This window comes from uncultured Bradyrhizobium sp. (assembly GCF_936943645.1).
In the GTDB taxonomy this organism is placed as follows: Bacteria; Pseudomonadota; Alphaproteobacteria; order Rhizobiales; family Xanthobacteraceae; genus Bradyrhizobium.
This window is the reverse complement of sequence record NZ_CAKZJO010000057.1, coordinates 1-21,561: the sequence shown is the minus strand read 5'-3', so window position 1 is coordinate 21,561 and position 21,561 is coordinate 1. Positions and strand designations below refer to the sequence as shown.

General features: G+C 65.2%; 19 protein-coding genes and 1 pseudogene. 10 read left to right on the top strand and 10 right to left on the bottom strand.

From position 1 onward, the window contains the following. Positions 1 to 302: 302 nt before the first annotated feature. Positions 303 to 1,319 carry a hypothetical protein gene (locus Q0743_RS16480; protein WP_298242569.1) on the top strand — a complete coding sequence of 339 codons (1,017 nt, stop codon included), beginning with the start codon at positions 303 to 305 and terminating at the stop codon, positions 1,317 to 1,319. 55 nt (positions 1,320 to 1,374) lie between these two features. Here Q0743_RS16480 and Q0743_RS16475 read toward each other — a convergent pair whose 3' ends face one another. Genes Q0743_RS16475 through Q0743_RS16460 form a run of 4 tightly spaced genes read right to left on the bottom strand, consistent with a single transcriptional unit; the run spans position 1,375 to position 5,688 of the window. Continuing rightward, on the bottom strand, positions 1,375 to 2,541 hold the full coding sequence (locus tag Q0743_RS16475) for an ABC transporter permease (RefSeq protein ID WP_298242568.1): 1,167 nt from the start codon (positions 2,539 to 2,541) through the stop codon (positions 1,375 to 1,377). Between the two features lies 1 nt (position 2,542). Beyond that, positions 2,543 to 3,703: an ABC transporter permease gene (locus Q0743_RS16470; protein WP_298242567.1), complete on the bottom strand. Its 1,161-nt coding sequence runs from the start codon at positions 3,701 to 3,703 to the stop codon at positions 2,543 to 2,545. A gap of 9 nt (positions 3,704 to 3,712) precedes the next feature. Continuing rightward, complete coding sequence (locus tag Q0743_RS16465; protein WP_298242566.1) at positions 3,713 to 4,444, bottom strand: ABC transporter ATP-binding protein; 732 nt, start codon at positions 4,442 to 4,444, stop codon at positions 3,713 to 3,715. Beyond that, positions 4,441 to 5,688, bottom strand: a complete 1,248-nt coding sequence (locus tag Q0743_RS16460; RefSeq protein ID WP_298242565.1) for an efflux RND transporter periplasmic adaptor subunit — start codon at positions 5,686 to 5,688, stop codon at positions 4,441 to 4,443. Before Q0743_RS16460 ends, Q0743_RS16465 begins: the two co-directional genes overlap by 4 nt. A 54-nt stretch (positions 5,689 to 5,742) precedes the next feature. Between Q0743_RS16460 and Q0743_RS16455 the strand changes: the two genes are divergently transcribed. Both Q0743_RS16455 and Q0743_RS16450 read left to right on the top strand, forming a co-directional pair. Then, positions 5,743 to 7,155, top strand: coding sequence for a glycosyltransferase (locus Q0743_RS16455; RefSeq protein ID WP_367184922.1), 1,413 nt, complete (start codon positions 5,743 to 5,745; stop codon positions 7,153 to 7,155). Between the two features lie 285 nt (positions 7,156 to 7,440). Further along, positions 7,441 to 8,700 carry a serine hydrolase gene (locus Q0743_RS16450; RefSeq protein ID WP_298242564.1) on the top strand — a complete coding sequence of 420 codons (1,260 nt, stop codon included), beginning with the start codon at positions 7,441 to 7,443 and terminating at the stop codon, positions 8,698 to 8,700. Between the two features lie 5 nt (positions 8,701 to 8,705). On the opposite strand, the gene Q0743_RS16445 is transcribed toward Q0743_RS16450, so the two are convergent. Next, complete coding sequence (locus tag Q0743_RS16445; RefSeq protein WP_298242563.1) at positions 8,706 to 10,253, bottom strand: carboxylesterase family protein; 1,548 nt, start codon at positions 10,251 to 10,253, stop codon at positions 8,706 to 8,708. A gap of 120 nt (positions 10,254 to 10,373) precedes the next feature. Here Q0743_RS16445 and Q0743_RS16440 point away from each other — a divergent pair, with 120 nt between their 5' ends. The 3 genes from Q0743_RS16440 (at position 10,374) to Q0743_RS16430 (ending at position 12,305) form a co-directional block, all read left to right on the top strand. Next, entirely contained in the window at positions 10,374 to 11,216 is an 843-nt protein-coding gene (locus Q0743_RS16440) for a helix-turn-helix transcriptional regulator (protein ID WP_298242562.1), read from the top strand. Between the two features lie 64 nt (positions 11,217 to 11,280). After that, positions 11,281 to 11,943 (top strand): SRPBCC family protein, encoded by a 663-nt coding sequence (locus Q0743_RS16435; RefSeq protein WP_298242561.1) that lies wholly within the window; start codon positions 11,281 to 11,283, stop codon positions 11,941 to 11,943. Continuing rightward, a complete protein-coding gene (locus tag Q0743_RS16430; RefSeq protein ID WP_298242560.1) occupies positions 11,943 to 12,305 on the top strand; it encodes a helix-turn-helix transcriptional regulator in 363 nt (120 codons plus the stop codon). The genes Q0743_RS16435 and Q0743_RS16430 overlap by 1 nt, the downstream gene beginning before the upstream one ends. 110 nt (positions 12,306 to 12,415) lie before the next feature. Here Q0743_RS16430 and Q0743_RS16425 read toward each other — a convergent pair whose 3' ends face one another. Then, positions 12,416 to 12,913 (bottom strand): peptide deformylase, encoded by a 498-nt coding sequence (locus Q0743_RS16425; RefSeq protein WP_298242559.1) that lies wholly within the window; start codon positions 12,911 to 12,913, stop codon positions 12,416 to 12,418. Positions 12,914 to 12,989: 76 nt separating this feature from the next. Between Q0743_RS16425 and Q0743_RS16420 the strand changes: the two genes are divergently transcribed. Both Q0743_RS16420 and Q0743_RS16415 read left to right on the top strand, forming a co-directional pair. After that, a complete protein-coding gene (locus tag Q0743_RS16420; protein WP_298242558.1) occupies positions 12,990 to 13,574 on the top strand; it encodes a TetR/AcrR family transcriptional regulator in 585 nt (194 codons plus the stop codon). Positions 13,575 to 13,666: 92 nt separating this feature from the next. Further along, positions 13,667 to 14,245, top strand: a complete 579-nt coding sequence (locus Q0743_RS16415; protein ID WP_298242557.1) for a DUF308 domain-containing protein — start codon at positions 13,667 to 13,669, stop codon at positions 14,243 to 14,245. A gap of 81 nt (positions 14,246 to 14,326) precedes the next feature. On the opposite strand, the pseudogene Q0743_RS16410 reads toward Q0743_RS16415, so the two are convergent. Next, positions 14,327 to 14,449, bottom strand: a pseudogene (locus Q0743_RS16410) (transcriptional regulator); the annotation flags it as partial. 86 nt (positions 14,450 to 14,535) lie between these two features. On the opposite strand from Q0743_RS16410, the gene Q0743_RS16405 reads away from it, so the two are divergent. Both Q0743_RS16405 and Q0743_RS16400 read left to right on the top strand, forming a co-directional pair. Then, on the top strand, positions 14,536 to 17,907 hold the full coding sequence (locus tag Q0743_RS16405; RefSeq protein ID WP_298242556.1) for a DEAD/DEAH box helicase: 3,372 nt from the start codon (positions 14,536 to 14,538) through the stop codon (positions 17,905 to 17,907). 238 nt (positions 17,908 to 18,145) lie between these two features. Continuing rightward, entirely contained in the window at positions 18,146 to 19,360 is a 1,215-nt protein-coding gene (locus Q0743_RS16400; protein ID WP_298242555.1) for an MFS transporter, read from the top strand. Between the two features lie 21 nt (positions 19,361 to 19,381). Here Q0743_RS16400 and Q0743_RS16395 read toward each other — a convergent pair whose 3' ends face one another. The 3 genes from Q0743_RS16395 to Q0743_RS16385 all read right to left on the bottom strand — a co-directional run bounded on the left by Q0743_RS16395 (position 19,382) and on the right by Q0743_RS16385 (position 21,106). Continuing rightward, entirely contained in the window at positions 19,382 to 19,768 is a 387-nt protein-coding gene (locus Q0743_RS16395) for an ester cyclase (RefSeq protein WP_298242554.1), read from the bottom strand. Positions 19,769 to 19,833: 65 nt separating this feature from the next. After that, on the bottom strand, positions 19,834 to 20,706 hold the full coding sequence (locus tag Q0743_RS16390) for a helix-turn-helix domain-containing GNAT family N-acetyltransferase (RefSeq protein WP_298242553.1): 873 nt from the start codon (positions 20,704 to 20,706) through the stop codon (positions 19,834 to 19,836). 46 nt (positions 20,707 to 20,752) lie between these two features. Next, the gene (locus Q0743_RS16385; RefSeq protein ID WP_298242552.1) at positions 20,753 to 21,106 is read right to left on the bottom strand and encodes an MmcQ/YjbR family DNA-binding protein; all 354 of its coding nucleotides are present in this window, start codon (positions 21,104 to 21,106) and stop codon (positions 20,753 to 20,755) included. Positions 21,107 to 21,561 lie beyond the last annotated feature (455 nt).

The window sequence follows — 21,561 nt, the reverse complement described above, 5'->3', positions numbered from 1 at the left end:
GCGATCCCGGCGCTGGGGCGGACGACGTTCTGTGCTATATGGACCAGGCCTCATTCCTTGGATTGCGGGCGCTCGGGCGCGGGCCAGCGCTGCAGGTCACCTGGCTATATCCCCACACGCTCGAGGAGGCTGCCGTGAGGCAATTCAGTGAGCGACTCGCTCAGGGGTTGCTGGGACGTCTCCTGCAGCGTTCACCCTTGCCCTGGGGGCGGCACCGCTGGGTGGCGAACGCTGCGTCGGGCCCTGTACACTGGTTTCGCGATCCGCTCCCCCGCGACTGTCTCCACAAGTTGAGACGTGTGTTGCTCGAGCAACCGGTGGATCCCGAGTACGGGCCTGGCTGGCGTCTGGCAGTCCAGGCACTGGAGGGCGGTGGCTGCGCTTTGACGATGTTGGTGTCGCACACGATCGCTGACATGCGAGCCACCGGCCAGGCCATCGCCGACGCGGTGGCTGGTCGTCGTGTCGATTACGGGTTCCCCCCGCCGTCCTGGCGATGGTCTCCGGTGACGGTGGCACGCGACGGCGTTGAGAGCTTGCGCGCCCTGCCGGCTGTTTGGCGCGCGATAGGGGCTCTCGCGCAGCGGTCGTGCGAGGGGGCGCGTTCGAACTCCCCCGCGCGACCCCCGAACCGGCTCGAGCCGGCAGTGGCTCTGCCGCTGGTGCAGGTGGATATGAGTGCAGGAACGTGCCAACGGCGCGCGTCGGATCTGGGCGTTGCGAGCAACACGCTGATCATGGCGTTCGTAGTGCGGCTCGCTTTCCGAATGGGCCGCTTGGACGCATCAGGACGCGTGAAGCTGGTGCTGCCCGTCAGCGACCGTCATGTGGATGATCGGCGTGGCAACGCGCTGCGGTCGATCACGGTGATGGCGGACCCCGATGCTTGCGGCAACGATCCGCGCCTCCTGCAGCGGGATGTCAAGGCTGCACTGGCCTCGCTGATCCGGAGCGGCGATGATGTATCGCCGCTGTTGCCACTGATTCCCTATGTGCCGCTGTGGCTGGCGCGCCGTCTGGAGCGGGAGGCGCTCGGGACGGACCTGCCCGTTGGATGCAGCATCGGCGAATTGCCGCTCGATGTGAACCGCCCCTTCGGCGAGGCATCGCTGCTGCAGATTTCTGTCTTGGAGCGCTATACAGCTTCGGAGCTCAAACGGCTCGAAGGCGTCCTATTCGTGGCGTGCTACCGCGTCGGCGAGCGGCTATCCGCGACCGTGTCCGGATACATGCCGGACTGCATAACAACCCGTGCACAGTTGGTGCCATTCGTGCGTGATGCGCTCGCGGATATGTGCTTGTCCGGGACGGTGAGCTGACGGCAACCGGTCCGCAACGAATATAGCGCCGCCCGGCATGAAGGAGGCGTGACGTTCAAGCGACGCGCAGCGCGTCGACGATCTTCATGCGGGCGGCCCGCACGGCCGGCAGGAAACCTCCGAGAAAGCCCATCACGAGGGCGAAGAGGAGCGACTTCAGCACGATCGCCGGCGTCAGAACAAACCGAAATGCGAGCTCGGAGAGTGACGTCCAGTTGAGCGTCGTGATCTTCACCTGCGTCATGAGTGACGCGAATAGGATCCCAAGGACCCACCCGATCAGCGCGAGCAGCAGCGCCTCGACGAGGAATGCAATCAGGATCCGCGAGCGCCGAAATCCGAGCGCGCGCAGCACGCCTATTTCCATCATGCGGCTGGCCACGGCCGCGTACATGGTAATCGTCGCGCCAATGACCGCGCCGAGAGAGAACATCACCGAGAGCGTGAGCCCGAGCATCTGAATGAATCCGGAGAGCAGGCGTGACTGTTCCTCGTAGAAGATGCGCTCGCGCTTGGCCTCGATGGTGAGGCGGGGATCCGCTTCGAGGCGCGCCTTGAGGGTGTCGAAGCCGGAACGGTCGGCAAGCCGGACCGTGATCGAAGAGAAAAAGTCACGCCGGAACGATTGCATGAGCTGCTCGCTATCGCCCCAGATCTCGGAATCGAACCCGCTGCCGCCTGCGTCGAATCGGCCCACGATCCTCCACTCCCGCTGAGCAAACCGGAGGCTCGATCCGATCTCGACATCTTCGAAACGGCCGGCGAGGGCGCGCCCGATGACGATCTCATTCGATCCCTGACGAAACATGCGTCCCTCGGCGATCCGCACTTGCGGGCGCACGGCCAGAGCGGCCGGACCGACCCCCCGGATCAAGAGGTTGCTCGCCTGCCTTGTCTTGCGCCTTGGCTGCGAGATCAGAACCGCCACTTCCTTCGAGACGAGCGGCGCGCCTTCGGCCCCAATGATGATTTCGGGCTGGCTTTCGATGATCCTGGCCTGCCGGCGGTCGATCAGGCTCTGGATCTCGACTTCCGCAGAGCGGCGCACGAAGATGACGTTCGTGTCTTCACCGGTCGCGACGAGCGTCTGCTTTAGTCCGGAGTCGAGCATGAGCACGGCAGCGTAGACGAACACCACCAGGGCCATGCCCGTCGCGGTGAGCAAGTTGGTGAGCTTGCGCTCCTGCAGGTTTCGCAAGCTATAGGAGAGCAGCAACGGCATGTCAGCCCAAAGCTCGAAGGCCGTTGACGATGCTGACGCGGGCCGCCCTGCGCATCGGCAGGACCGCAGCGAGGATTCCGACCACCACCGCCGCAAGCGCCTGCAGCATGACGGTGTTGGCGCTCACGATCAGGGTCGGGAACAGCGTGGCGGAGAGCTCGGCAAGGTGCGCGGCGACCGGAGGCGTGAGCCCGATGCCAACCGCACCGCCGACAGAGGCTATCAGAATGGACTCCCCGAGGATCAATCGCGCCACATGGCCGGGGCTGAAGCCGATGGCTTTCAGAGTCGCATATTCGCGGAGCCGCTCGCGGGCCGTCATCGCCATGGTGTTCGCCATGACCGCCAGGATGATGAAGATCACCACGAAGGAGACGACACGAATGGAAATGAGGATTGCCTCGGTCTGCTTGACGAAGCCGATCTGGAACGCGCGCTCGGTCTCGGTGAGTGTCTCGGCAAGCGAGTTTCGAAACACCTGGTCGATGGCCTGGCTGACGTCTGCGACGCTATCCAGGCCGGCGACGTCCACGGCGAACACGCCCACCTGGTCGGCTTGTGCCTTGGAGCGCACACGCAATGTTTCGTTCAGGTAATCCCAGCGGAAGAACAGCTGCGATGTGTCCGTCTTGGGATCCCGGCCGTCGAAGACGCCGCAGATCAGGAATTCCCAATTGCCGGGGTAAATGGTGCCGCGCAGCTGGATCACGTCTCCGGGCTTGAAACCGTAGCGTTTGGCGAGCTTGCGCCCGACGATCGCGCCGCGGCGCTCGTGCAGGAAGGCGCGCCGCACCTCGTCCGGAACCAGGATCTCGGGAAACATGTCGAGATAGCTCGCAGCATCGATCGCAAACTGGGGGAAGAAGTTTTTCGAATCCTTGTAGACGCCGCCGAACCAGCTCAGGTGAGTGACGCGCCGCACGCCTTCGACGGCGGCGATGCGCTTCTGATAGGATTTCGGCAGCGGCAGCGCAAAGGAGACCGCGTTTCGGGTCAGCAGCCGCGAAGGGACGGCGCCATCCACTCCTGCATACCACGTCTTGACGACGGTCTGGAGCACGCCGAAGGCGAGGATCGCGACGATGAGTCCGACGAGCGTCAGGGACGTGCGGAGCCGCTGGCGCAACACGTTACGCGCCACGAGCGTGAGCCACTGGCTCATGACCGGCGCCTACTCAAGGCGCTGCTCCACCAGATAGGAAAGATCGCCCTTCTCCAGGCTCATGATGCGTTTCGCGTGCGCTGCGGCGCGGTGATCATGCGTGACCATCACGATCGTCTTGCCCATGTCGCGGTTCAGCCGCTGCATGATCTCGAGCACCTCTTTCGCCGACTGCCGGTCGAGGTCGCCCGTCGGCTCGTCGGCCACCAGGACCGTCGGGTCAGTCACGATCGCTCGCGCGATTGCCACGCGCTGCTGCTGTCCCCCCGAAAGTTCCGATGGCAAATGCTTGACGCGATCACTGAGGCCGACCAGGCTGAGCGCGAGTTGCGCACGGTCTCGGCGTTCCCGCCGCCCCAGATCCGTGAGCGTGAGCGGCAGCTCGACGTTCTCCAGCGCGGTGAGCACAGGCATCAAATTGTAGAACTGGAAGATGAAGCCGACGTTCGCCGCGCGCCAGTCGGCGAGCTCGGCTTCCGGGAGCAGCGTGATGTCCTCGCCGCCCACCTTGATCGAGCCCTGGTCGGGACTGTCGATGCCGGCGATCAGGTTGAGCATGGTTGATTTACCCGACCCCGACGGGCCCATCAGAGCGAGGAACTCCTTGCGGCGGATGTCGAAGGTGAGTCCGGAAAGAACCGGGACGATCTGCGCGCCGCGCCGGTAGCTCTTGCTCACGTCGCTCAGCGCGATCAGCACCTCTTCTCCGGTCCGCGCCTCGGAGAGGTGAAGCACGGTCACTTGGTGGCCTGCTTTACGGCGCGCCCGTCGACAAGATCTTCCAGCGGCCGGACCACGACGCGCGTGCCGGCCTTGACGTCGCGGACCTCGATCTGGTCGCCAATCTTCGCGCCGAGATCGACGCTCCGCAGATGGGCCTTGCCACCCTCGACGACGTAGAGATGCTGTCGCCCATCGAGCTCGAAGACCGCCGCCATCGGCACTGCAAGAACAGGCTTGCGCTCCGATTCGGAGACTTCACGCTCGAGGAAAGCGACCTTTGCGCTCATGTCCGGAAGCATCCTCGGGTCGCGCTGCAGGAACTGGACCTTCACGAGGGTCGACGCCTTGGCGCGATCCACGGTCGGCACCATCCGGCTGACCACGCCTTCAAAACGCTCGCCGGGGATCGCGTCCAGCTGGATCTCGACCGGTTGGCCCACGTGGATGCTGAGATACGACGACTCAGCCACGTCAGCTTCCACTTCCAGGGAGTTCATGTCGGCAATGGTGACAACCGCGCCCTTCGTGTCGACCGCCTGCGAGAACGGCGTGATCGTGTCGCCCACGTTGGCGTGCCGCGTGAGGACGACGCCGTCGAACGGTGCGCGGATCTGGGTTTGTCCCACGGCAACTTCGGAGGCGCGGAGATTGGCCTGCGCCGCGGCGATGGCCGCCCCATATCCGGCAAACGCGGCGCGCGCCTTGGCGAGGCGTGCCTCGGCGCTTTCGCGCGTCGATTCGCTGATGATGTTCTTCTCGCCGAGAGCCTCAGATCGTTTGAACGCGATTTCCGCCTGCGTGAGCTCCGCCCGTCCCTGCGCGAGGTTGGCCTCCGCAACCTGGACGTTGGCGGCGGCCTGGTCGCGCACCGCCAAGGTGTCGCTGCTCTCGAGCTTGGCGATCACCTCGCCCTCGTGCACCTTGCTGCCTTCGAGCACCCCGAGCCATTCGAGGCGGCCCGTGGCCTTCGAGGCGACGGACGCCTTGCGTTGCGCAACGACGTAACCGGTCGCGTTCAGCAGCGTCAGCGCCTGTGACGGATAGACGGAGTAGACGACCGCCGTTTCGACGACGATCTGCGAATGCCGGCGCCACACCCAGATCGCCCCGGCGATCCCGACGAGCAGGACGACAAGAAGGACGCGCCCAAGGATGCGGCGGAATTGTCTTCGGCGCCGTGAGCCGGCGCTGCGGTCGATGGCAAGCGCGGACAGATCGGGGGCGTCGGGTGCGCCGTCGCTCAAGGCCTTGGGCAAAGTCATGGTTTGATCATGGACTTTCGAACAAAACAGCGCAGACTTTGAAGAAAATGTCTTATTGAGAGAGCCGTAAGCCACGCGCTTGACCGCTGTCAATTAGCAGAAAGCGCCGTCCTTGACATCCATGATTTCGCATTCTCCAAATCTTCTTCGAGCCTTAGACCTATCCGGCGGCAGCCGCGCCGACGCGATCGCCGGACTCGACCCCACGAGACCGGGAGCGGGACCATAAAGTTTGCTATCGCTGCCCACGGAACACGAGGAGACGTCGAGCCTGCGACTGCGGTGGCGCGTGAGCTTCAGCGACGCGGGCACGACGTCAGGATGGCCGTGCCGCCCAATCTCGTCGGGTTCGCCGCGTCGGCCGGTCTATGTTCGGTGAGTACTTACGGTCCTGATTCCCAACGCCAGCTGGAGGCGGAGGTCTTCCACGACTGGTTCAAGTTGCGCAATCCGGTCAAGGTGCTGCGCCAGGCGCGGGAGTACCTCGTCGAGGGCTGGGCGGATATGAGCGCGACGCTGACACGGTTGGCGGCCGGCGCCGATGTGATCCTGAGCGGTACGACCTATCAGGAGCTGGCCGCAAACGTTGCCGAGGCCCAAGGCGTGCCGTTTGCTGCCCTGCATTACTTTCCCGTCAGGGCGAACGATCACATTCTTCCGGTTCGATTACCCCAGAGTTTGGTCGCGCCCCTGTGGTCGGTTGCCGAGTGGTCGCATTGGCGCCTGTTGCGGCCGGCCTATGATGAACAGCGCCGGGCTCTGGGGCTTCCGCACTCCAGAATTCGTGCCGTGCGTCAGATCGTCGAATCCGGCGCGCTGGAGATTCAAGCCTATGACAAGGTGTTCTTTCCCGGACTTGAGGCGCAATGGGGCTGGAGGAGACCGTTGGTCGGAACGATGGCCCTGGAATCTGCCACCGACTTCGATGGTGCCGTGGATTCTTGGATCGGCGCCGGCCGTCGGCCAATTTACTTCGGGTTCGGCAGCATGCCAGTCGACAGGCCGGCCGAGACCGTTGAGATGATCGCAAAGGCGTGCCGGGAACTTGGCGAGCGTGCGCTGATCTGTTCTGGCGTGCTGCCCCTTGGAGGCACGGCCCCGACACGAGACGTCATGATCGTGCCCTCGGTCAATCACGCCGCGGTCCTGTCGCGCTGCCGCGCCATCGTTCACCATGGCGGCTCCGGCACCACGGCCGCCAGCGTGCGCTCCGGCGTCCCGACTGTTGTCCTCTGGATCGGCGCCGACCAGCCGATATGGGGGACACAGATCAAACGCCTGGGGTTAGGGACCTCACGTCGGTTCTCCGCAACGACGGCGGAGACCCTGCGAGATGACCTGCGAACCGTGCTGGCGCCAGGATGCGCCGCTCGGGCGCGGGAGGTGAGCAATCAGATGACGCCGCCGAGCCGAAGCCTGACAACGACTGTAGCGCTTCTCGAAGGGCTGGCCGCTAAGGGCGCGTGATTTTGGTCTCGGACGTCTGCGCATGAAGCAGGGGTTGCGAACTGGCAGGGAATGGGACCTTCGATGATCGCAGACGTTTTGATGTCGCTCGAAATGAATGGTTGCCCTCGCCAGCATGGACTTGAGTGGCGTTGCGAACTTGGCGGTGGAGCGGCGGAGCATCGCGAGACTGTTCTCACGCCTTGCCAAGCGCCCGGCGCCGGTCGCCTCCGCACAAGCGCGGGATGTTGCCCAACCGCCGCCGTGATATGAGCGAGTCTTCGTTTGCTTTCGGAGCTTGCCTGCATGTCCGTCGCCACCACCGCCAGCGAACCACCCGCCACCTCCACCGAAACCGACCCCAAAACCCTCGGCTGGATGCGCGGCTTTCCGCCGGCGGCCGACCGTCTCATCACCTTCCAGGACGGCTCATTCCGCAATTTCCCCGAACTGCGCTGGGCCTGGTCCAACATCCGCCAGCTCGTGCCGACCGTGAACGTCTGGCGCGGAGCTGGACCTGCATCCGTGCTGCCGCGCGCGGATCATGACATCGGCTCGGTCGCCTCGACCACGATGGACGGACGGCCCATGACGTTCGCGCAGATGCTGGAGGAGACCTACACCGACGGCATCGCGGTCCTGCATCGGGGCAAGCTGATCCATGAGCGCTACTTCGGCGCCTTGAAGCCGCACAAGCCGCATATCGGCATGTCCGTGACGAAGTCGTTCACCGGCGTGCTTGCGGGCATGCTGGTCGCCGAGGGCAGGATCGATCCGCAGGCACAGGTGACCGACTATGTGCCGGAGCTGAAGACGAGCGCGTTCGGGGACGCGCGCGTGCACGAGGTCCTGGATATGACCACGGGGCTCGCCTACACCGAAGTTTACACCGACAAGAACTCGGACGTGTGGGGCCTGCGGCGCGCCAACGGCATGGCGCCGATCCCGCCGGACTACGACGGGCCGACCAACATCTTCGATTTCCTGATCGCGCAGAGGAAGCAGGGCGAGCACGGCAAGGCCTTTGCCTACAAGACCGTCAACACCGACGTGCTCGCCTGGATCATCAGGCGCGTCAGCGGCCTGACGCTGGCGGATCTGTTGTCCGAGCGGATCTGGCAGCCGATGGGGGCGGAGGAGGACGCACATTACCACGTCGACCGCATCGGCACCGAGAGCGGCGGCGGCGGTCTCTCGACGACATTGCGCGATCTTGCCCGCTTCGGCGAGACCATGCGCAATCACGGCCGCTTCAACGGCCGGCAGATCGTGCCCTCGCAGGTGGTCGAGGACATCGCGCGCGGCGGCGACCCCGAAAAGTTCAAGCCGGCGGGCTACACCACGCTGCCGGGTGCGTCCTATCGCAATCAATGGTGGGTCACCCACAACGCGCACGGCGCCTACATGGCGCGCGGCGTCTACGGCCAGGGCATCTATGTCGACCCCAAGGCCGAGATGGTGATCGCGCGCTACGCCTCGCATCCGATGGCGGGCAACGCCGCCAACGATCCCGTGACGCTGCCGGCCTACATGGCGCTGGCCAAGGCGCTGATGGCGAGCGGGTAGGGCATTCACGGCCCCTCTCGCCATCGCATCGGCAGCACGCCGTCCTGCCTGAAGCTGCCGAGGAAGCGGAAGCGCTCGCCTTGCGGATTGGGGCGGGCTCCGATCGTCGTGCCGATGATCTGCACGACGTCGCTTTCGCCGTAGGCGGGCCAGGGCGGCAGGCCCGGTCCGTTCGGATTGCCGCGCGCGGCGAAATTCACCCAATAGCCCATCATGGTTCGCGCCAGCGCGCGGTCCTCGTCTGCCGGCGGTGCCGTGCTGCCGATCACCTGTTGCGGCGTCAGCGTGCCGAACACGAACGGGATCTCGGTGACGTGCGAGGCGATCGGCGTGTAGGGCGAGGTGTAGCCGAAGACATAGCCGTAGACCGGGGCGGCTTGCGTTCGCCGATGCAGCCGCAGCCACTGCCAGCACTGCTCGCCGATCACCATGTCGCCGGTGAGCGCGGCCGCGGAGATCTTCGCCTCCGCTTCGGTCGCGGCGGGATACAGCTTGCGGAAATCAGCCATGCGCTCCCGGCCGAACATCGCCTCGGCTGCGGCGAGAAAGGCGTGCATGGAGGGATGGGGCAGCGCCTGCGGCATGAACGGGAATTCCTCGGCGGCATTCCAGCCCGCCAGCAGCGGGATCTGCATCTGCTCGCCGCGCAGGAAGCGCCGCGCGGGTACGTCCGGCACCACGTAACGATCGATGCTCGGCGAGAAGGCGCCGACGACGGGGCTGGTCTCGAAACTCCACGGGGCGGCCGCATTCAAACGGTCCGCCGGCATCTGCCGTAGCGCTGCGATCGACCCATCGCTCTGTCGTCGGGCAAAGGCGATGCCACGCGCGCGGGCTTCGTCAAAGCTCTGCAGCGGCCCGTGCCGGCCGTCCCAGAACGCGCCGCTCTGGCCGATGGCCTTGTGAAACAGCCCGTGCGCGAGCGGCGAGGCGATCAGCAGGCCGACCGCCATGGCGCCGGCGGATTCGCCGAACAGGGTGACATTATCAGGATCGCCGCCGAAGGCGGCGATGTTGGCCTGCACCCAGCGCAGCGCCGCGAGCTGATCCTGCAGGCCGTAATTGCCCGACGGCCCCTCCGCATCGAGATCGGGATGCGCCAGGAAGCCGAAAATGCCGAGGCGGTAGTTGAAGCTGACGACGACGACGCCGCTCGCGGCCAGCGCGGCGCCGTCGGTCGCGGGGTTGGCGGAGGAGCCGAACTGAAAGCCGCCGCCGTGGATCCACACCATCACGGGGCGCCTCTCGTCCGCGTGCCGCGCCGCGGTCCAGACGTTGAGGTAGAGGCAATCCTCATTGCGCGGCCCGGGCCGATGATCGTTCTCGAGCGCGGACAGGCAGCCCGCGCCGAAGACCAGCGCATCGCGCACGCCGGCCCAACGCGCCGGCTCCAGCGGCGGGCGCCAGCGCAGCGGCCCGAGCGGCGGGGCGGCGTAGGGAATGCCTTTGAAGGCCAGCACGCCGTCTGCGTCCCGCGAACTGCCGCGCACGCGGCCGGCTTGCGTGCGGACCTCGCGTCCGAGCTCGGCTTTCGAAATCATCATGCCATGCATGGCCGTCTCTCCCGTGAGCGCCCGACCGCAGGGCGGGCAGGTTGAGGACCTCCAAACTATGGACTTCGCGATCTGATGAATTTAGATACTTGACCAATCAATTGCTAAAAATCGTCAAGCATGCGCCAGCCCCTCCGCTTTCCATGGTCCGACTTCGACGTCGACGATCCCTCGGCGCCCGTCATCGCCGTGCGCGTCGACGTCAACGCGACGAAAGAGGAGGTGCCGGACCACAGCCATCGCAAGGGGCAATTGGTCTTCGCCCTGGCCGGCGGCGTCACGTGCCGCGTGCCCACGGGCCTGTGGATGGTGCCACCGCATTGCGCGGTTTGGATTCCCGGCGGCATGCGGCACAGCAACCGCGCGACGAAGAATGCCCGCCTGTTCTTCGTCTATGTCGAGCCTGACATCGTCGATCTCCCGGACCGGTGCTGCACGCTGTCGATCTCGCCGCTGCTGCGCGAGCTGATCGTCGAATTGTCGGCCGAGGGCTCGGGCGACGAGGCGAGGGGCAAGCTGCTGGCGAAGGTCCTGTTGCGCGAGCTGCCGCGCATGCCGGTCCAGGAGCTGCATCTGCCGCTGTCGTCCGAGCCGCGCTTGAAGCGGATCGCGGCGGCGCTGGCGAAGAACCCGTCCGACCGCAGCACGCTTTCCGAATGGGCCGGCCGCGTCGCGCTCAGCGAGAGCAGCCTCGCGCGCCTCGTCGTCAGGGAGACCGGCCTTAGCTTCGGGCGCTGGCGCCAGCAATTGCACCTGATCGTCGCCCTGCGGGAGCTCACCGCGGGCGCCAGCGTACAACAGGTCTCGGCCGATCTCGGCTACGACTCCGTCGCGGCCTTCATCACCATGTTCAAGAAGGCGCTCGGCAAGCCGCCGGCGAAATATCTCGCGCATGTGCTGGAGGATCCCGGAGCAGGCGGTCGCGATCCGGTTCGCCCGCCGCCACGGCGGCGTCGCTCTTAATATAAGATTTGACTTATATTAATTTTGGCTGATATTGACCCTCGTAACAACGAGGAGAAGCGCCATGCAGATCGACGTCGCCAGGGTTTTGGGGCTCGTCACGCGTTCGGTGACGAATTTCGAGAAGGATGGAAAACCCGCCAGCACGGTGACCTTGACCCGTCTTTACGAGACGAGCGTCGACGATCTCTGGGATGCCGTGACCAGCAGGGAGCGTATTCCGCGCTGGTTTGCGGCGATCGAGGGCGACCTCCAGCTCGGCGGCCGCTACCAGGTCAAGGGCAATGCGGGCGGCACGATCACGGCATGCACGCCGCCGACCCATTTTGCAGCGACGTGGGAGTTCGGCGGCGCGATCAGCTGGATTGACGTCAGGCTGGCAGCAGAACGACAGCAGGCGCGCTTGACGCTTGAGCACACTGCGATCATCGAGGATCATTGGAATCAGTTCGGCCCGGGTGCGGTAGGGATCGGCTGGGACCTCGCTCTCGCGGGGCTCGAGCGATATCTGGCGACGGGCGCATCGGTCGATCACGAGACGGCGGAGGCCTGGATGCGCTCGCCGGAGGGCAAGGACTTCATGACGACCAGCGGCGAATATTGGCGCGCAGCCCATGTCGCAAGCGGCGTCGATCCCGACGAAGCGAAAGCGCGCTCGGACCGCACCATCGCGTTCTATCGCGGCGAAATGCCGCCCGACATCGCTCATCCCGGCACAGGAAGCTGATGCAAATCTTTGAGGTCCTCGCCGATCCCGTGCGCCGCCGCATCCTCGAGCTGCTGGCGGGGTGCGAGATGGCGTCCGGCGAGGTCGTCGACATGATCGGGGCCGAGTTCGGGATCACCCAGGCGGCCGTCTCGCAGCATCTCAAGGTGCTGCGCGAGAGCGGCTTTGCGACGGTGCGGGCCGAGGCGCAGAGGCGCCTCTATTCGGTCGACGTCGCCGGCCTGCGGGCGGTGGACGCGTGGATCGGTCAGTTCCGCAATTTCTGGGAGCCGAAGCTCGACGCCCTGGCAACCGAGATCGCGCGCGGCAAGCGCGAGCGCCGCAACGCGCCGATCACCAAGCGCGGTGGCAAGAGGGCGTGAATGAGTGCGTAGGGTGGATGAGCAGACCGCTGCGCGAAGCGCGGCGGGCGGCGTAATTCACCATCTCCCTCGATCTGCCGAAGCGGCGGATTACGCACCGCTAATCCGCCCTACGATCGCGTCATCTTCTCGAACTTCTTCACCAGCCGCTCGCGCTTCAGCCGGGACAGCCGCTGGATCCAGAACATCCCGTCGAGCTGATCGATCTCGTGCTGGTGGCACACGGCGCGCAAGCCGTCCGATTCCTCGGTTCGCGTGTTGCCGTCGAGATCCCGATAGCTGATCCTCACCCGGGCGTGGCGCTGCACTTCGTCATTGACCCCCGGCATCGAGACGCTGCCTTCGCGGTGCATGATCAACTCGGGCGAGGCCCATTCGATGACCGGATTGACGTAGGTGAGGGGACCGTCCTTGGCGTCGAGCTCCAGCACCACGACGCGCAACGGCACGCCGATATGCGGCGCAGTGATGCCGATGCCGGGCGCGGCGCGCATAGTCTCCAGGAGGTCGGCCGCAAGCTCGCGCAAGCCGTCGTCGAAGGCGGTTACGGGCCGTGCCGGCATTGCGAGCCGGCGGTCGGGATAGCGGACGAGGGGACGGACGGTCATGGCCGGCTCTTACCACTCACGGATCGTTGAAGCACCCGTTCTTGACGACCTACCAACTGGAAGGTAGCTAAACGGCATGAGCAACGTCTCCTCCACCGCCGACGACATCCTGGCCTGCGCCCGCTCGCTGATCATTGCCGGCGGCTACAACGGCTTCAGCTATGCCGACATCGCCGACGTGGTCGGCATCCGCAAGCCGAGCATCCACCATCATTTCGCCAGCAAGGTCGACCTGGTCCGCACCCTGGTGTCGCGCTATCGCGAAGAGGCGCAGACGGGTCTGGCGGCACTCGAGCGCAACATCGCGGACCCGCGCGACCAGCTCGAAAACTATGTGGCCTATTGGGAAGCCTGCATCACGGACGCCACCGCGCCGTTCTGCGTTTGCGCGCTGCTGGCCAGCGAGCTTCCGATCCTCCCCGAGGAGGTGGCGCTGGAAGTCCGCGCGCATTTCCGTGTCCTTGCGTCGTGGCTGACATCGGTGCTGGAGCGCGGCAAGCGGAAGGGGCGGCTGCATCTTTCCTCGACTGCGAAGATCGAGGCGGAAGGATTCATGGCCACCGTCCACGGCGCGATGCTGTCGGCGCGTGCCTATGGCGATCCCAGAATGTTCGGGACGATCACCCGGCCGCTGCTGGACCGGCTGTCCACCAGGCACTGACGGAGGCGGCGCGACCCCGGCTGCAAGGCATCGCGGCGGCGGGCCAATTCACTTTGCTCGTGAAACTACCAACTAGTAGGTAAGGAAAGACAATGAGAAATCACGACACGCCTTTGGTCACGGGCGAGCACGCGCAATGGCTGAAGCAGTATTATGCCCTGCGGGCTGCGTTTTCCGTCGCCTGGGTCGTCGCGGCCTTGGCCATCGCGCCGTCGTCGGGAGTCATCGCTGCAGCGCTGCTCGTCGCTTATCCGGCGTGGGACGCCGCGGCCAATTATCTCGATGCGCTCTGCAGCGGCGGGTTGAACCAGAACCGCACGCAGGGCCTGAACGTGCTGATCAGCCTGGCGGCCGCACTCGCGGTCGCGCTGGCCTTGCAGGCGAGCATGAATTGGGTGCTCGGGATCTTCGGGGCCTGGGCGATCCTGTCGGGATTGCTCCAGCTCGGCACGGCAGTGCGGCGCTGGAAGCGTTTTGGCGCGCAATGGGCCATGGTGCTCAGCGGTGGCCAATCAGCCCTGGCGGGCGGCTTCTTCATCTTTCAGGCCACGATGCCGGCAATCCCGGGGATCGCGAACGTCGCCGGCTATGCTGCGGTCGGTGCGCTCTACTTCCTGGTCTCGGCGATCTGGCTCACGGTCAGCGCGTGGCGCCGCAGCGCTGCCATGTGAGACTTTCCAGCGGACGTTCATGCGTCCGGATAGGGCGTGCCGTCCTTGTGCAGGAACCGGCCGTCGGACGCCGGGCTCTAAATCCTCGAGGCCGCCGGCATCGCCGAGCCGCTGGCGGATGCGCTCGGCACACGGTGCGTTGAGGGGGGCCGGATAGCCGGAGCCTCTACGTGTTGGCACAGCAGTGATGTCGATCTTTGGCATGGATCATTTCCCGCAAGTCCCCAGGGGAATGGTGAAGCACCCCGCAGAGGCCGGCAAGTCCTTCGGACGGCGAGGATGCGGCAGCTGTGGGGAACCTCGACGTTGCTGCTACAACGGTTCGGGTCGAGCCGCTATGCTGGAAGCTCAAAGGACCGGAATTGCCGCAAGTGCTCTCGGACGTTCTCAAGCGCAAGTCGATCTATACCTACTTCAGCCGATCGGCGATGGAGAAAGCGGTCTCTTATCAGGCGCAGGGCCGCGTCTCGAAGCTGAAGGTGAGCGACGACCTGAAGCATGTCACGGCGGAGGTGCGGGGCAGCGGATCCAACAGATATCAGGTCGATATCGCCCTGACGTTCAGCGGAGACGATCTCACCAGCCTCGATGGCGATTGCGATTGTCCGATGGACTTCAATTGCAAGCACGTCGCCGCAACGCTTCTGCAGGCCTTGAGCGGGAAGGAGGTCGCGGCGCCGAACACGCCAGCCGCGCGCGAAATGCCCACGGCGCCTCCTGTTCTCTCGTTAGAGCTGACCAACTGGATCGACAGCGTCGGCCGGGCAGCGCGGGGCGGCGCTGGGGATGAGAGCCAGTGCTTGCTATACTGTCTTGAGCCGTCAGAACACGCAATGCCGCAGCTGGAATTGTCCTTACGGTCCGTTCGCGTGCTCAAGGCCGGCGGCTTCGGCGGCAACTATGCCAGTCCCAGCCTGTACGAGTTCAAGCCCGAACGGGCGCCGAAATATTTCCGCGATGTCGACATCGAGATCGTGACGCAGGCGGCAGCCGGCACCCGCGGATATTCCGAGCAGGGACCCTATCCGGAGGAGTTGCTGAAGCGGATTGTCGCGACCGGCCGGGCGTTCTGGCTCGATCACAAGGGCGCGCCACTGAAGTGGGGGGACGCACGCGAGGGCAGGATCGAATGGCAGTCGGCGGGAAAGCGCGGTCTCACTCCTCATCTTCTCGTGGCTGGAGCGGTCGCACTCAATGCCGAGCCGCCAGTCTATGTCGATGAAGCCTCGGGGCTGATCGGACCGGCGCAATTCGGCCTGCCGCCACGATTGGCCTTTCAGCTCCTGTCGGCGCCAGCCATCCCGCGCGCTCAGGTGGAGGAGGTTTCGCGCCGCCTCGCTCAGAAGCTGCCCGAGGCTCATCATGGCGTTTTGCCCGCGCCGCCGCCCGTTGCGGTGACCATCGAAGAGGATCCTCGCCCGGTGCTGCGGCTCCGGCTCGGACATCTCGCGAGCTTCTACTACTACCACAACAAGAACGAAGCGCGCGGTCCGGTGGCGGTCGCCAGCCTCGGATTCCGCTATGGCGGGTTCGATATCGATCCAAACCAGCGACCGAGCCGGGTGGAGTTGTTTCAGGCGGGACAATTGTTCGCCATCACGCGGCGACAGGGCAAGGAGAGGCAGGCGCGCAAGCGTTTGGTCGACCTCGGTCTCGTCGACGCGCGAACCGCTTTTTCGGAGCTGGACTTTCGCCATGCCATGGATCTCACGCTGCGCGATCAGGGCGGCTGGTTCGAATTTCTCGCGCAGCAGGGCGATCAGTTGACGTCGGAAGGCTTCGAGATCCTGATCGACGACGATTTTCCGTTTCGGCTCGCCGAGTCCTCGGGCGACTTCGACGCGGCGCTGGAATCCAACGGCATCGACTGGTTCGAGCTGGCGCTCGGCATCGACATCGACGGCGAACGCCAGGACCTCGCCCCGCACGTCGCCGCGCTGGTCTCGGCGCCCGACTTCACGCCAGATCGGTTGAGACAACTCGCTGAGAGGGGCGAGCGGTTCTATCTGCCATTGACCGATGGCCGCAAGCTGGCGTTGGCGGCCGATCGCTTTCTTCCCGTGGTGCTGGCGCTGCATAGCCTGCATCTGAGCGGCGCTCTCGCGGGTGGCTCGAGGAAGATCAGGCTGTCCCAGGCGGACGTCGTTCCGCTGCTGGGACTGGAGAGCGAGAGCTTCGTCTTTCGCGGGGCCGATAACCTGCGTCGTCTCGCCAACCTGCTTCAGCTGCGGGGATTGGCCACGCCGGACATTCCGCCGACCTTCCATGCGACGCTTCGGCCCTATCAGGCCCAGGGCGTGGCATGGCTCGATCTACTCCGCGAGAGCGGGTTGGGCGGCGTCCTGGCCGACGACATGGGTCTTGGCAAGACAATTCAGGTCCTGGCGTTGATCACGCTCGAAAAGCAGCGGGGGTGCCAGAAAAGCCCGGTGCTGGTCGTCGCACCGACCAGCCTGATGACCAACTGGTCGGCCGAAGCGCAGAAATTCGCGCCGGGCTTGAAGGTGCTCGTCCTCCAGGGACCCGACCGCAAGGAGAGGTTCGGCGCCATTGCCGAGCATGATCTCGTGCTGACGACCTATCCTTTGATCGCGCGGGATCGGGAAGTGCTTCTGACGCGGGACTGGCACATCGCCGTGCTGGACGAAGCACAGACGATCAAGAATCCTGACGCCGCCACCACCCGCTGGCTGCGGGACATCAAGGCCGAGCATCGCTTCTGTCTCACCGGCACGCCGATGGAAAACCATCTCGGCGAGCTTTGGTCGATCATGAGCTTCGCAAATCCAGGCTATCTCGGCGACAAGGCGGCGTTCTCGCGCCAATGGCGCACGCCGATCGAGAAGCGCGGTGACCAGATTCGTGCAGCAGCCCTGGCGCAGCGGGTCAAGCCCTTCCTGTTGCGTCGAACGAAGGCTGAAGTAGCGACGGAACTACCGCCCAAGAGCGAGATCATGGAGAAGATCGTGCTCGAGGGCCCGCAGCGCGACCTCTACGATTCGATCCGGCTGTCGATGTCGCGCAAGGTCCGCCAGGCGATTGCCAAGCGTGGCCTCGCCAAGAGCCACATCGTGGTGTTGGAAGCTTTGCTGAGAATGCGGCAGGCCTGTTGCGATCCGGAGCTGCTGAAGCTCCGTGACGCCGTGGAGCGGCCATCGGCCAAGCTTGAGCGCCTGATCGAGATGGTATCGGAGCTGTTGAGTGAGGGCCGGAAGATCATCGTCTTCTCCCAGTTCACCTCCATGCTCGATCTGATCCGGCGCCGCTTCGAGGCAGACGGCCTGCGCTACAGTCTCCTCACTGGCGACACCAAGGACCGGAAAGCCGCGATCGAGGCCTTTCAGAACGGAGCGGCGCAGGTATTCCTCGTCAGCCTGAAGGCGGGCGGCGTGGGCCTTAATCTCACCGCTGCCGATACCGTGATCATCTTCGATCCCTGGTGGAATCCCGCCGTCGAGGAGCAGGCCATCGATCGCGCCTACCGGATCGGGCAGGACAAGGCCGTGTTCGTTTACAGACTGGTCGCGGCCGGCACGATCGAGGAGAAGATGGACGAGCTCAAGGCTCGGAAGCGCGCGCTGGCTGACGGCCTGTTCGAGCGCGAAGGACAGATCGCTTCGGCGCTCACCGAGGAGGACGTCAAGGCCTTGTTCGAGGTCTGACCGGGCGCGACGCAGGTGTTTTGCCCGATAAGTCAAATCGCGGCGGGCCGTCGCGAGGCGCTGGCAGCTCGTTCTGTTCGCTCGCTAAGTCCTTGATCGCGCAGCGGCCGGCTACTGTGCATGGGGTTGTTTTCGCGATTTTACGTCGTCAGATCCGCAAAATAACTTGCGCGAGGCTGTCGGCCGCCGCAGTTCCCATTCGTCTTCCCCTCAGACAAGATCATCTCGGGAGACAAAGATGACTCAATCCCCCTATCGCTGGGTGATCGTCGCCGCCGGCGGCCTGCTTGGCTGCGTTGCGATCGGCGGCATGTTTTCGCTGCCGGTGTTCCTGCAGCCGATCACCAAGGACACCGGCTGGTCGGTGACCGGCATCTCCAGCGCGATGACGATCGGCTTTCTGGCGATGGCCCTCACCAGCATGGCCTGGGGCACGCTGTCCGATAAGTTCGGGCCGCGGCCGGTGGTGCTGACGGGATCGATCGTGCTGACGCTCAGCCTGTTCGCCGCGAGCCATGCCACCTCGCTGCTGGTGTTCCAGTTCGTGTTCGGCTTGCTCACCGGCGCGTCCTGCGCTGCGATCTTCGCGCCGATGATGGCGACCGTCACCGGCTGGTTCGACACCCATCGCAGCCTCGCGGTGTCGCTGGTGTCGGCCGGCATGGGCATGGCGCCGATGACGATGGCGCCGCTCGCGGCCTGGCTCGTCTCCGGCCACGACTGGCGTACCTCGATGCAGATCGTGGCACTGGTGGTCGGGGCGATCATGATCCCGGTCTCGTTCCTGGTGCGCCGTCCGCCGGCCCTCGCGCAGGCCGTGGCCGCCCCGACGGGGGCCGGGCAAAGCGAGATGTCGAGAAGCGAGGCGCTGCGCTCGCCGCAATTCCTGGTTCTGCTCGCGACCAATTTCTTCTGCTGCGCCACCCATTCCGGTCCGATCATCCACACCGTCAGCTATGCCGTCAGCTGCGGCATTCCGCTGATCGCGGCGGTGACGATCTACAGCATCGAGGGGTTTGCCGGCCTCGGCGGCCGCATCGCGTTCGGCCTGATGGGCGACCGGTTCGGCGCCAAGCGCGTGCTGGTCTCGGGCCTGCTGCTGCAGGCGTTCGGCGCGCTGGCCTACGTCTTCGCGCATCAGCTCGCGACCTTCTACGCCGTCGGCGCCGTCTTCGGCTTCATCTATGCCGGCACCATGCCGCTCTATGCGGTGATCATCCGCGAGAACTTTCCGCTTCGGATGATGGGTACGGTGATCGGCGGCACGGCGATGGCCGGCAGCCTCGGCATGGCCACCGGCCCGCTCGCCGGCGGCCTGATCTACGACGCCTTCTCCAGCTACGCCTGGCTCTACATCGCCTCCTGGGCAATGGGCCTCGGCGCCTTCCTGATGGCGATGACGTTCAAACCGTTCGCAAAGCCGCAAGGACAAGTGGCCCCGGCGGCCGCGTGAGCTTCGGATCGAGGCGCGGCGTCAGAGCTGCGCCTCGATCGCGGCCTTGTCGATCACCGACCAGACCTGTCGGATCCTATCATCGGCGAATTCGTAGAACACGTTCTCGCAGAACGACACCTGCCTGCCGTTGACGGCAAGCCCCAAAAATGTCCCGACGGGCGAACAATCGAACTGCAGCCGCGCCGCGATGCGGGGCGGATCTGCGATCAGCAGCGCGATGTCGAAGCGCAGATCCGGGATCTCGCGAAAGTCCCGCTCCAGCATCGCGCGATAGCCGGGCAGGCCGAGCGGCCGGCCGTTATGGACGACATCGTCGTGCACGAACCGGCCGAGCGAGGGCCAATCCTGCCGGTTCAGGCAGGCAATATAGGCGCGGTAGAGATCGGCGAGGTCATTTCGGGTCATGTCGAAGCTCAGCGAAGCCCACCTGGGCTTCGTCCCTAACGCGCGGGGCTCGCAAGCGGTCCCGCCTAGAGGCGCTTTTCGAAGAACAGGTCCGGATAGGGATCGTCGTTGAAGCGCGGAATCTCGTTCCAGCCGGTGGTGCGGTAGAGCTGGCCGGCCTCGGGCAGCGCACTGTTGGTGTCGAGCCGCAACAGCGCGATGCCGAGCGTGCGTGCGGCATCCTCGGCTGCGTCCATCAGGCGCCGGCCGAGCCGCAATCCGCGTGCGGCGGGGGCGACCCACAGCCGCTTGATCTCGGCGTAGCCGTGATCCGTTCCCTTCAAGCCGACGCACCCGATCGGCAGCGTGTCCGACATCGCGACGATGAAGCTGCCGCGCGGCCGGCGCATGTCCTTGGCGTCAGGATCTCTCGAAAGAGAAACGTCAAAACCCTGTTTGAAACGGCGGCCGAGCTCGGCATAGTACTCGCCGAGGCAATGGCGCGCTTCGTCGCTGCGCGGGTCCATCTCCTTCAGCGCAATCCGCTCGCGGGTCAGGGTGGAGGCGATCAGGTCCATCGCCGCCAGCAGCGCCTCGCGTTGTGAATGTTGCGCCAGGAAGCCCTCGGCCTGCGCGTTCGACAGCGCCTCATAGGCCGCGAACTCGCGCCGGCCGGTCCGCGTCAATTTAGCGACCCGCCGGCGGGCATCGTCCTGATGCGCTTCGGTCTCGATCACGCCTTCGTCCTCGAGACTGCGCAGCAGGCGGCTCATCAATCCGGAATCGAGGCCGAGATAGTCGCGGATTTCCGCGACATCGGAACGTCCATGCCCGATCGCATTGAGCACCCGCGCCGCGCCCAGCGGACGGCCGCGCCCCAGGAAGGAGGTGTCGAGTGCACCGACGGCGGAGGTGACGGCGCGGTTGAAGCGGCGAACGCGGGAGATCGGATCCAGCATGATGTCTGACTTTAGTCAGATATTGCACGAAGGTCAATTCGGCCGATCAGCCGAGCCCCAGTTCCCGGCGAGCCTTCCGCGTCAGCTTCGCCACGATCAGCGCGTGGGCCTGGACGAGATAGCCGGATAGCTCGGCATCGGGCAGTGAGTTGTTGCCGACGAGCTGCACCCATTTGGCGCGTGCGAGGTAGGGCGCCGGCCGCGCCACGCCATGCTCGATCAGCATCGCATAGGCCATGTCCGAGACCTTGAACATGTAGCCGCCGGAGCCTGCGGCAAAACCGCCGCCGAGCGCGAACATCTTGCCGCCGACCTTGAACACGGAGGTGCCTTCCCACTGCACCACCTTGGTGGCGGCCGGCAGGCGCAGGCAGCGTGCTTCGAAGTTTTTCGGCGTCATGATGCGAGCGATAGCATGCTGCGCGCGGCTTGCAACGTCCCCGTCGCCTACAAGCTGTTGTGGTGCCCGACGCGCAAAACACACGAGCCGTGGGGCAATGCGCACGGGCAAAAATATTCGCCTTTACAGAAATTCGGCTTTGTCGCATTCTTTCGGCAACTCACCCCGGGCAGAGGGGCGTATCGCGATCGTCACGAACGTGGGGTGAGCTGCGGTGGACGCTCGTCACATCGTCGCGACAGGCTTTGCGGGGCGGCAAAACCGTGAGCAGCAGCCTTCGCGCACACGACCGGTGTGACAAGCGTACGGCAAAACCGTGTGGTCCTGGCGCCCGGGGTCTGTGCGCCAAGTCTCGTGGTGATGCGGCGGCCCAACCGGGCCGTTGCATCAGTCATCTGCGAGGCGACGGGGGCAATAGTGCAACGCTCCCCGGGGAGAGCACGGCATAAGCCGTC